The sequence below is a fragment of the Bradyrhizobium sp. Mp27 genome (assembly GCF_029953005.1).
Taxonomy (GTDB): Bacteria; Pseudomonadota; Alphaproteobacteria; order Rhizobiales; family Xanthobacteraceae; genus Bradyrhizobium; species Bradyrhizobium barranii.
Genome location: NZ_JASAUS010000708.1, coordinates 1 through 331 on the forward strand (window position 1 = coordinate 1; position 331 = coordinate 331).

The 331-nt window shown below is 67.1% G+C and carries 1 protein-coding gene; it reads right to left on the reverse strand.

From position 1 onward, the window contains the following. A partial coding sequence (locus QJT78_RS52425; RefSeq protein ID WP_281460976.1) for a transposase occupies positions 1–331 on the reverse strand: 331 nt, incomplete at both ends.

Below are 331 nucleotides of genomic sequence, written 5' to 3' on the forward strand. Positions count from 1 at the left end.
GGTACACGCCATCGGCCCAGATGTAGACATAGCGACGCGCCGACAGATCGCGTCTCTGCCAGCGTTCGTACTCGACCTGCCAATCGGCCTTCAGGCCGGCGATCACCGAAGGCGACAGGTTCGGCGCATCCTTGCCGAGCAGCGCCGAGAGCGCCTCCTGGAAGTCGCCGGTCGAGATGCCGCGCAAATAGAGGACCGGGATCAAGGCATCCAGGCTCTTCGTCCGCCGCGCCCATAGCGGCAGGATTGCCGAACTGAAGCGGAGGCGGTCGCCTGGCCCGCTCGCTCCGCGGTCGCGGACCTTGGGACGAGCGACCTCCACCGGACCGAT